This is a genomic window from Falsiroseomonas sp. RANM36, from assembly GCF_056682175.1.
This window is the reverse complement of record NZ_JBWXTD010000003.1, coordinates 1,632,749-1,642,535: the sequence shown is the minus strand read 5'-3', so window position 1 is coordinate 1,642,535 and position 9,787 is coordinate 1,632,749. Positions and strand designations below refer to the sequence as shown.

Here is a 9,787-nt window from a genome sequence, read left to right as displayed (position 1 = left end):
TTTCCCGCGCGCCTGCGGCGCGACGCTGCGGACGTGCTCATGCGCCCGGCACGGTGCGCGCGAGCGGGGCGAGGGGCGAGACCTCGGCGAACCAGGCGGCGAGGTTCGGATGCGCCTGCCGCCACGGTTCGTCGGCGAAGCGGAAATCGAGATAGCCCAGCGCGCAGGCCACCGCGATCGCGCCGATGTCCGAAAGCCCCTTCGGCGGATCGGCCTCCAGCACCGTCAGGCCGCGCGCCACGGCGGCCTGCTGGCGCGCCAGGTGGCGGGCGCGCACCTCGTCCGCCGGCGTGCCGGCCAGCATCCGCCGCGCCACCAGCGCATCGGCGATGCCGTCCGCCAGCGCATGCATCACCGAGATGCGCACCCAGCGCGGCGTGCCGGAACTCGGGAAGAGGCCGTTCGCCTCGCCCACCGAATCGAGGTATTCGCAGATCACCGGGCTGTCGAAGACCGCGGTGCCGTCCTCCAGCACCAGGCAGGGGATCTTCGACAGCGGGTTGGACTTCACCAGGTCCTCCGGCGAGGCGTGCGGGTTGCTGCCCACCGTCTCGATCCGGTCCTCGATGCCGCGGGCGATGGCGCAGGCCATGACCTTTCGCGCGAAGGGGCTGTTGGCGCTGTAGTGCAGCTTCATCATGGCGACCAGGCGTTCCTTTCCCATGTCGGCACAGGCGTTCCAATGACCGGAGGGCGCAGCCGCTCAAGGCGGCGAGCACCGGATGTCCGAATCGGACCGCCCGTCACTTGAAATGATTCTTCTCTTCGCGCCGCGCCGCGAACTCGGCCAGGTCCTTCGCGCGCAGGAAGGGGTTGGCGGCCAGCTCCTGCGCCAGCGTCGTCGGCACCGTCGGCCGGCCGGCCGCGCGCAGCGCACCGGCGGCCTCCACCTCGGCCTTCAGGGCCTTGTTCTCGGGGTCCACATGCACCGCGAAGCGGGCGTTGCTCTCGGTGTATTCATGGCCGCAGCAGAGCCGGGTGTTGGCCGGCATCCGCGCGATGCGGCGCAGCGAATGCCACAGCGCCTCCATGCCCCCCGCCTCCAGCGGGCGGCCGCAGCCGAGGGCGAAGATCACGTCGCCGCAGAGCAGCGCGTGGTCCGCCACGAAGTGGAAGGCGATGTGACCGGTGGTGTGGCCGGGCAGGTGCAGCACCTCGGCCCGCGCGGCGCCGAGCGGCACCTGATCGCCCTCCTTCACCACCAGGTCGAGCGGCGGCAGGCGGTGCGCGTCCAGCGCGGCGCCGACCACCTTGGCCTCGGGGAAGCGCGCCTTCAGCTCGGCCACGCCGTTCACATGGTCGCCGTGATGGTGGGTGAGGAGGATCGCGTCGAGCCGCCCGCCCGCTTCCTCCACCGCCGCGATGGCGGGACCGGCCTCGCCCGGGTCGCAGATGCCGACGGCACCGGTCGGGCCGTCCTTCAGCAGCCAGAGATAATTGTCCTGGAGGCAGGGCACCGCCTCGATCCGCAACGACATCGCCTCACTCCCTCGCCCGGCATGGGCGCCCGGCCCGCACCGTGCCATGCGGCGCCCAAAGCCCCTATATCATCCGCATGACGACCGAGGTCCACGGCCTGGCCGCCTTCTACGACTCGCGCGGTGGCGACACGGCGGCGCGGCTCGTCGCCGCGCGCCTGGCCGCGCTGTGGCCCGAACTGCCCGGGCAATCGGTGCTCGGGCTCGGCTGGGCCGCGCCCTATCTCGGCCTGTGGCGGGCCGAGGCCCGGCGCTGCGTGGCGCTGGTGCCGTCGCATCTGGCCGGGACCAACGGGCTCGGCGCCCACCCCGCGGGCCATGCCACCCTGCTGGCGGAGGAGGAGAACCTGCCGCTGCCCGATGCCAGCTTCGACCGGGTGCTGCTGGTGCATGGGCTGGAGGCGGCGGAGAACGCCAGGCGGCTGCTGCGCGAGGTGTGGCGGGTGCTGCGCGACGATGGGCGCCTGATGCTGGTGGTGCCGAACCGCGTGGGGATGTGGGCGCATCTGGACCGGACGCCCTTCGGCCATGGCCAGCCCTATTCGCGCGGGCAGATCGAGCGGCTGCTGGCGCGCCACCTGTTCCGCGCCGAAAGGAAGGAGACGGCGCTCTTCGTCCCGCCCTACGGGCTCAGGCTGATCGGCTCCGCCGCGCCGGTGCTGGAGCGCTGCGGCCGGCTGCTCTGCCCGCGGCTCGCCGGCGTCTTCATCGTGGAGGCGGAGAAGGATCTCTTCGCCGGCGTGCCGGCCGGCGCCCCGGCGGTGCGGCGGACGGTGGTGGCGCTGGCCGGGCGCTGATCCCGGCGCGTCAACCGGGCCTTCAGCCATGGCGGTGCAGGATGCGGCGGATGGATGCCTGCCCGACCCCGCCCGACCCGGCCCTGCTGCGCGCGGCGCTCGCCGCGGAGCTCGACCCCCGCCTGGCCGATCTTCGCCGCTTCCTGGATCGCCGGATCGCCGAGCTGAGCGCCGAGCTGCATGCCGGCGTGGAGCTGGCCGACCAGAGCGAGGCGCGGCTGGCCGGGGACATCGCCCGGATGCAGGCCCAGATCGCCCAGCTCATCGCCGTGCCCGCCGCCGCCACGCGCAACAGCGGGCTGGAGCTGGAGGCGGTGGTGCAGGTCACCGAGGCGGCGGCCAACACCATCCTGGAAGCCGCCGAGGCGATCGGGGAGTGGATCGCCGCCGGGCGCGACGCCGCCGCCGCGCCGGCGATCGTCGATCGGCTGAACGCCATCTTCGAGGCCTGCGCCTTCCAGGACCTCACCGGCCAGCGCATCCGCCGCGCCATCCAGCACCTGCAACAGGTGGAGGGCGCGCTGCGGACCCTGGCGCCCGCCACGGAAGCGGCGGAACGCCCGCGGGTCGAGGTGCGCACTCAGGCGCGCACCGTGGAGGCCGCGGCCGGGTCGAGCGATCTCGGCCAGGCCGACATCGACGCGCTGCTGAACGGCTGAGGAAACCAGCCTCAGCAGAAATGCGCGCCGCGAGTCTCCACCGGGACGGCGTAGAGCGACTGGCTCGCGGTCATGAACAGGATGTTCCGCCGCGTGCCGCCGAAGCAGACATTCGAGCAGATCTCCGGCAGCTTGATCTGGCCGATGCGCGCGCCATCGGGCGCGAAGATGTGCACGCCGTCATAGCCGTCGCCGACCCAGCCCATGCCGGCCCAGATGTTGCCGCGCTCATCGGCGCGGATGCCGTCCGCCATGCCCGCCTTCCCGTCCAGCGTCGTGTCGGCGAAGGTCCTGGGGTTGCGCAGCCGCGGGCCGTCCACGTCGAAGGCCCAGATGATCTTCTTCGCCTCCGGGTAATGGCTGGCGCCGGTGTCGGCGACGTAGAGGATGCGGTAGTCGGGCGAGAAGCAAAGCCCGTTCGGCTTGAAGGGCGCGTCGGTCACCTTGGTCACCGCGCCCGACTGCGCGTCGATGCGATAGACGGCCTCCTTGATGAAGGGGCGGGGCGAGTTCGCGGATTCCGGGACGCGCTCGCCCTCGTAGTTCATCAGCGCGCCGTAGCCGGGATCGGTGAACCAGAGCGCACCGTCCTCGGGGTGGACCACGCCGTCATTCGGCGCGTTGAACGGCCCGTCCGGCCCGCGCGCGGCCATCACGGTCACGCGCCCGTCGGGCTCGTAGCGCGCCACGTCGCGATGGAAATGGCGGAAGGCGATCTGGCGGCCCTCGCGATCGAAGGTGTTGCCGTTGGAGAAGCCGGAGGGGCTGCGGAAGCGGCGATGGACGCTGAGATCCTCCTCGTTCAGGCGCAGCGCCTCGTCCGAGGGGATGTCGGACCAGACAAGGAAGCGGCCCGTGGCGTGCCAGGCCGGACCTTCGGCCCATTGCATGCCGGTGTGCAGCCGGCGGATCGCGGCGTTGCCGAGCCCCATGTTGAAGCGGCGCGGGTCGATCGCGACGATGTCGGGGTCCGGGTAGCGCTGCGGCGGCGAACCGCGGCCGTATTGGCGCTGCGCCAGCGCGGGGGTTGCGGCGATGGTGGCGGCCGCGGCGATCAGGCCGCGCCGGCCGAGGCGGGCGTTGGTCATGGCTTCGTCCCTCCCTGGGCCTCATGCGGGCCCCGGGCGGGAGGATGCCACGCGCGGCGGGTGCGCCGGGGGTCACGGCTGCGAGAGGGCGCCGCGTCAGGGGGAGAGCGCGACGCCCTGCAGCGCCAGGGCGAAGACGGCGAGGGTGAGCGCCGTCCAGCCCGCCGCCGCCAGCCCGACCATGCGCGCTCCGGCGCCGAGCAGCGCCAGCAGCGGCAGCGCCTGCATCGCGTGGATGCCGAGGAAATGCGCGATGCGCAGGTCGCCGCCGTCGCGCGACCAGTAGAAGGGCGGCAGGCCGGCGCCATTGGTGGCGGCGCCGCCGACATGCGGGCTGTCAAGCACCGAGATCGCCGCGCCGGTGAAGCCGCCCAGCATGCCACCGAGCACCAGGCCGAGCCCGACCGCCAGCACCCAGGGGCGCGGGGCGCCGGGACGCGGGCGCAGCAGCACCAGCAGGCCGAGCAGCGCGGCGAGCGCCACCAGCGTCACGGCGCCCACGCCCATCAGCGAATACATGACGGCGCCGAGCGCATCCTTCGCGAAGTGGCTCGGGCCGCCGAGCGCGGCGCGCCAGGTGATCCAGCCCTGCTCGAACAGCGCCGCGGCGACGGTGCCCCACAGGGCGATGCGTGCGATGCGGCCGCGCGCGGCCTCCGGCGCCAGCACGCCCCAGGCCCAGGCGAGGGTCCAGAACCAGAGGACGAAGGAGGCGGCGAACTTCGCCGGCTTCACCCAGACCGAGACGCCGTCGAAGGCGCGCGGATCGAGGGCCATTGCGGCGAGGCAGAGCAGCAGGACCGCCAGGAAGACCCAGCCCAGCCGTGCCAGCAGCGGCTGGCGCCGGTCCAGTTCGGCGAACACCGCGCGGCGCGGCATGGGTGCTTCGAGGGTGAGGCTCATGCCGGAATCTCCCGCTTCGCGAGCACGGCACGCAGGCCGTGGAACAGCAGCAGCCCGACCGGGCCGGCCAGGAAGGTTGGCGGCAGGCAGAGGCGCAGGAGCCAGGGGTTCATCCCCTCCGCCGCGCCGCGACGGCAGATCCAGGCGCCGATGAAGAGATCGAAGGCGAGATAGTGGACCCAGCCGGCGAGCAGCACGCCCTCCGTCCGGAACAGCGCGGCGACGCCGGCGAGCGAGGAGAAGCCGCCCTCGGCCCCTGGCGCGTGCCAGGCCAGCAGCACGGCATAGAGCGCGGCGAGCAGGGCCGGGATGCCGAGGCCCGAAAGGCGCCAGGTCACCCAGCGCGTCCGCGGCGCGACCAGCAGCGCGAGCCAGCCCGCCATGGCGAGCATGTTCGCGGTGGAGAAGATCGTCTCGGCCTGCATGGGGCCTCCCGGTGATCTGACCAATGGTCAGTTCATGGCGCATCGAACTGACCATTGTCAAGTTTTCCCAGCCGGGCCAGGATCGCGGCATGGCAGTCACCCCCAAGGGCGAAGGTCGGCATCATCACGGCGCACTACGTCGCGCGCTGCTCGACGCGGTCGGGGAGATCGTGCGGGAAGCGGGGCCGGAGGCGGTCGGCCTGCGCGAATGCGCGCGGCGGGCTGGCGTCTCGCACTCCGCCGCGGCGCCGCATTTCGGCGACAAGCGCGGGCTGCTGACGGCCTTCGTGACCGAAGGCGAGGCAAGGCTGGCGGCGACGATGCGGGCGGAGGTCGCGGCCCTCCCGGCGGATGCCGATGCGGCGGCGCGGCTGGCGGCGACGGGGCGCGGCTATATCGGCTTCGCGCGGGCGAACCCGGCGCATTTCAGGCTGATGTTCCGCACCGACCTGATCGACCGGGGCGATCCCGCCTGGCGCGCCGCGGCGGAGGATGCCTTCGCGGTGCTGGAAGCCGCGATGGCGGAGGCGGCGCCGGGGCTCGATCCGCGCGCGCGGCGGGCGCGGCTGGCGCTGGCCTGGTCGTCGGTACACGGGTTCAGCACGCTGCGGGCGGAGGGCGTGGGCGAACTCTGGGCGCCGCAGGTGGCGGAGGATGTGTTGGGGCTGGTGGTGGCGGCGTGCGTGGGCGGGGGCGCCGGGCCGGGATAGGCGGTCGTGCCCCCACCCCAACCCTCCCCCGCACCGCGGGAGAGGGAGACCTAGGGGGGAGGAAAGAGCGGCTAGGTCAGGCCCGCTCGACGCACATCGCGACGCCCATGCCGCCGCCGATGCAGAGCGTGGCGAGGCCCTTCTTCGCGCCGCGGCGCTGCATCTCGAACAGCAGGGTGTTCAGCACCCGCGCGCCGGACGCGCCGATCGGGTGGCCGAGGGCGATGGCGCCGCCGTTCACGTTCACCTTCGCCGGATCCCAGCCGAGGTCCTTGTTCACCGCGCAGGCCTGCGCGGCGAAGGCCTCGTTCGCCTCGATCAGGTCGAGGTCCGCGATGCTCCAGCCGGCCTTCTGCAGCGCCTTGCGGCTGGCCGGGATCGGGCCCGTGCCCATGATCGCCGGGTCCACGCCCGCCGTCGCCCAACTCACGATCCGCGCCAGCGGCGTGATGCCGCGCTTCGCGGCCTCGGCCGCGCTCATCACCACCACCGCCGCGGCGCCGTCATTGATGCCGGAGGCATTGCCCGCGGTCACCGTGCCGTCCTTCGCGAAGGCCGGGCGCAGCTTGCCGAGAATGTCCATCGTGGTGTCGGGCTTCGGATACTCGTCCTCGCTGACCACCACGTCGCCCTTGCGGCCCTTCACCGTCACGGGCGCGATCTCGTCCTTGAAGCGGCCGGCCTTCATCGCCTCGCCGGCCTTGCGCTGGCTTTCGGCGGCGAAGCGGTCCTGCTCCTCGCGCGTCAGCTGGTATTTCTGGGCGACGTTCTCGGCGGTGTTGCCCATGTGATAGCCGTGGAAGGCGTCCCACAGGCCGTCCTTGAGCATGGTGTCCACCAGCTCGAGCCCGCCCATCTTCTGCCCGTTGCGCAGGTTCGCGGCATGCGGCGACTGGGTCATGCTCTCCTGCCCGCCGGCCACCACGATGGCAGCGTCGCCCGTCGCGATCTGCTGCGCGGCGAGCGCCACGGCGCGCAGGCCAGAGCCGCAGAGCTGGTTGATGCCGAAGGCGGTGCGCTCGGCCGGGATGCCGGCGGCCATCGCCGCCTGGCGCGCAGGGTTTTGCCCCGCACCAGCGGTCAGGATCTGGCCGAGGATCACCTCGTCCACCTCCTCCGCCTTCACCCCGGCGCGCTCGAGCGCGGCCTTGATGGCGACGGTGCCGAGCGCATGCGCCGGCAGGCTGGCGAAGGCGCCGTTGAAGGAGCCGACCGGCGTGCGGGCGGCCGAGGCGATGACGATCTCGGTCATGGGAGGTGCTTCCCTTCCTCAGGAACTGGCGTGCCCGCAGTTTGGTGCGCCGCAGCGTCCGCTACAAGCTTCGCAGCCATGCGAGCAGCGGGCGCCAGAGCGCCGTCTCCGCCGCGCTGCCCGCCGCCATGCCGATATGCCCGGCCTCCGCCTCATGCAGCCGGGCGCCGGGGAGCCTCGCGGCCAGCGCCCGCGCCGAGGCGGGCGGGACGATGCGGTCCCGGTGCGGGATCGCCAGGAAGGCCGGAACCCGCGCCTCCGCCGGGTCCACCACGGCGCCCGCGACGCGCCAGGCCAGCCGCGCCGGGGTGTTGGCGCCATACCAGCCGCCCAGCGTCTCCCGCGCCCCCGGCGCGGCGAGGGGCACGCCGTCATTCAGCCAATCCTCCAGCGCGACGAACAGCGCGGCGCGGACGGAAGCCTGGTCCAGCCGGGCGAAGGCCCTGAATTTCCTCGGGATTCCCCAGGGATCGAGGCCGGCGAACAGGGTCTGGATCACGTCCACGGGCAGCGTGCCGGTCGCCTGCATCAGCGGCTCCAGCCCCGGCAGCAGCGCCGCGGCGGCGGTGGCGCGCTGCGCCTCATCCGGCGTGGCCCAAAAGTCCCAGGGCGTGGCGAGCAGGCCGAGCGCGCGCACCCGGTCCGGCCGGCGCAGCGCCGCGGCCAGCGCCAGCAGCCCGCCCATGCAGTAGCCGACGACCACCGCGGGCTCCGGCAGCGCCATCAGCGCCCGTTCCAGCCGCCCGGCGATGTAGTCCGTCAGGGTGAAGGCGCGCTCGGCCTCACCCGGAAAACCCCAGTCGAGCAGCATCGCCCGCACCCCCTGCCCCGCCAGGAAGCGCAGCAGCGAATTTCTTTCGTCGAGGTCGAGCACGTAGGCGCGGTTGACCAGCGAAGGGACGAAGACCACCGGCGGCCCGGCGGCGCCCGGCCTGCCGAAATCCAGCAGGCGCGATCCGCCCTCCGCCCAGGGCACCGGCGGGTCGGGCAGGCGGCGGGTGTAGGGGTGGCGGCGATAGGCGGCGATGCCGGCGATCAGCGCCCGGTCCTCCCGCAGCAGGCGGCGCAGCACCGCCGCCCGGAATTCCTCAGGCGCGTGGCTTCCGGCGGCGAGGCGGTCGAGGATCCGGGCCTGCTCCGCCCGGCCCGCCTTCGAGATCGGCAAGCCGCCGTTCCAGCTCGGCGAGCCGCCGGCGGAGGGCGTCATCGTCCCGGCCAGCGCCAGCCATCCCCGGCTCGCTCCCATGAGCAGGTGGAGCGGCAGCGGCCGGGGGCCGCGGCGGCGCAGCGGCGCCGTCATGCCCGAAGGCGCCCGGGAACGGGGGCTGGAAGGGCCCAGGGAACGGCCAGGTCGGCGGCGGCCTGCCGAAGGGCGGCGCCGCAGCCGCACGCAACCAAGCCGCGCCAAGCGCCGCCCAGGCCGAAGCGGCCGCGGCCCAGGCCTCGGCGGCCTCGCGGTCGGAGGCCATGGCCGCGATCTCGCTCTGCCAGAGCGTGATCCAGTCCTCGGCCAGGCGCTCGATCTCGGCCTCGTCCGGTTTGGGGGGATCCCCGTCCATGTCGCATCTTTAGCGCCCGTGCGCGCCCGGCGGGAACTCGCCCCGATTGCCTCGCCCGGTGGCCACATCGGAAATTTCGCACCGCAGCGCAGCCCATGTTAGCATCCGTCCCAGGCGGCGGGACGGCCGCGCGGAAGGCAAGCGAGAGCATGTCACAGGACACCAGACTCCCCCCGGCGGACGCGGCCGAAACGCCGGCCAGCCCGCCCGTCGTGGTGAAGAAATACGCGAACAGGCGGCTCTACAACACGGAATCCTCGTCCTACGTCACGCTGGAGGACCTGGCCCAGATGGTCCGCCAGGGCCGGCACTTCGTCGTCTATGACGCGAAGTCGGGCGAGGACATCACGCGTTCCGTGCTCACCCAGATCATCGTCGAGGAGGAGTCCAAGGGCCGGCACCTGCTGCCCACCAGCTTCCTGCGGCAGATCATCGGCTTCTACGGCGACAGCATGGGCTCCATGGTGCCGCGCTACCTGGAGACGGTGATGGGCGCCTTCGCCCGCCAGCAGGACCAGGTGCGCCGTGCGGTGGAACAGACCATGGGCGGATTCAACCCGTTCGGCGGGTTGGAGGAGATGGGCAAGCAGAACATGGCGATGATGGAACGCGCCATGACCCTGTTCGCACCCTTCCGCCCCGGCGCCGATGCGGCCGAGCCGGTCGGCGAGGCGGCGCGGATCGCGGCGCTGCAGGCGGAGGTGGAGCGGCTGCGGGCCGAGCTCGACGCCGCGCGCGGCCGGGGCGGCGGCAAGGGCTGATCCTTCCGCCCGGCGCGCCGGGCTTGCCGCCGCCCGCCGGGCGCGGCGCGTGCCGCGACACCGTGCCGCCCTCCACCCCGAAATACTGCGCCGGCGCCCTCGCGCGGTCGGCGGGAGCGCGCCGCCGCGCCCTCCGCGCCAGGTCCGGCGGGCGG

At 73.3% G+C, this 9,787-nt stretch carries 11 protein-coding genes; 4 read left to right on the top strand and 7 right to left on the bottom strand.

The genetic code is table 11. From position 1 onward, the window contains the following. Window positions 1–37 precede the first annotated feature (37 nt). Window positions 38–664, bottom strand: coding sequence for a glutathione S-transferase N-terminal domain-containing protein (locus AC1MIR_RS12800; protein WP_480028534.1), 627 nt, complete (start codon window positions 662–664; stop codon window positions 38–40). Between the two features lie 79 nt (window positions 665–743). Beyond that, window positions 744–1,478 carry a hydroxyacylglutathione hydrolase gene (gene gloB, locus AC1MIR_RS12795; protein ID WP_480028533.1) on the bottom strand — a complete coding sequence of 245 codons (735 nt, stop codon included), beginning with the start codon at window positions 1,476–1,478 and terminating at the stop codon, window positions 744–746. A 77-nt stretch (window positions 1,479–1,555) separates the two neighbouring features. Here gloB and AC1MIR_RS12790 point away from each other — a divergent pair, with 77 nt between their 5' ends. Both AC1MIR_RS12790 and AC1MIR_RS12785 read left to right on the top strand, forming a co-directional pair. Next, the gene (locus AC1MIR_RS12790; RefSeq protein WP_480028532.1) at window positions 1,556–2,275 is read left to right on the top strand and encodes a class I SAM-dependent methyltransferase; all 720 of its coding nucleotides are present in this window, start codon (window positions 1,556–1,558) and stop codon (window positions 2,273–2,275) included. Window positions 2,276–2,325: 50 nt separating this feature from the next. Next, a complete protein-coding gene (locus AC1MIR_RS12785; protein WP_480028531.1) occupies window positions 2,326–2,934 on the top strand; it encodes a hypothetical protein in 609 nt (202 codons plus the stop codon). Window positions 2,935–2,945: 11 nt separating this feature from the next. Here AC1MIR_RS12785 and AC1MIR_RS12780 read toward each other — a convergent pair whose 3' ends face one another. From AC1MIR_RS12780 to AC1MIR_RS12770, 3 genes are all read right to left on the bottom strand, one after another. Then, complete coding sequence (locus AC1MIR_RS12780) at window positions 2,946–4,022, bottom strand: SMP-30/gluconolactonase/LRE family protein (protein WP_480028530.1); 1,077 nt, start codon at window positions 4,020–4,022, stop codon at window positions 2,946–2,948. A 96-nt stretch (window positions 4,023–4,118) separates the two neighbouring features. After that, window positions 4,119–4,925 carry a hypothetical protein gene (locus tag AC1MIR_RS12775; RefSeq protein ID WP_480028529.1) on the bottom strand — a complete coding sequence of 269 codons (807 nt, stop codon included), beginning with the start codon at window positions 4,923–4,925 and terminating at the stop codon, window positions 4,119–4,121. After that, complete coding sequence (locus AC1MIR_RS12770) at window positions 4,922–5,350, bottom strand: ABA4-like family protein (protein ID WP_480028528.1); 429 nt, start codon at window positions 5,348–5,350, stop codon at window positions 4,922–4,924. The genes AC1MIR_RS12775 and AC1MIR_RS12770 overlap by 4 nt, the downstream gene beginning before the upstream one ends. Before the next feature lie 89 nt (window positions 5,351–5,439). On the opposite strand from AC1MIR_RS12770, the gene AC1MIR_RS12765 reads away from it, so the two are divergent. After that, on the top strand, window positions 5,440–6,060 hold the full coding sequence (locus AC1MIR_RS12765) for a TetR/AcrR family transcriptional regulator (RefSeq protein WP_480028527.1): 621 nt from the start codon (window positions 5,440–5,442) through the stop codon (window positions 6,058–6,060). Window positions 6,061–6,136: 76 nt separating this feature from the next. Here the strand turns inward: AC1MIR_RS12765 and AC1MIR_RS12760 are convergent, their stop codons facing one another. Together AC1MIR_RS12760 and AC1MIR_RS12755 are read right to left on the bottom strand one after the other, a co-directional pair. After that, the gene (locus AC1MIR_RS12760) at window positions 6,137–7,312 is read right to left on the bottom strand and encodes an acetyl-CoA C-acetyltransferase (protein WP_480028526.1); all 1,176 of its coding nucleotides are present in this window, start codon (window positions 7,310–7,312) and stop codon (window positions 6,137–6,139) included. 61 nt (window positions 7,313–7,373) lie between these two features. Beyond that, window positions 7,374–8,612: an alpha/beta fold hydrolase gene (locus AC1MIR_RS12755; RefSeq protein WP_480028525.1), complete on the bottom strand. Its 1,239-nt coding sequence runs from the start codon at window positions 8,610–8,612 to the stop codon at window positions 7,374–7,376. A gap of 408 nt (window positions 8,613–9,020) precedes the next feature. Between AC1MIR_RS12755 and phaR the strand changes: the two genes are divergently transcribed. Then, entirely contained in the window at window positions 9,021–9,632 is a 612-nt protein-coding gene (gene phaR, locus AC1MIR_RS12750) for a polyhydroxyalkanoate synthesis repressor PhaR (protein WP_480028524.1), read from the top strand. Window positions 9,633–9,787 lie beyond the last annotated feature (155 nt).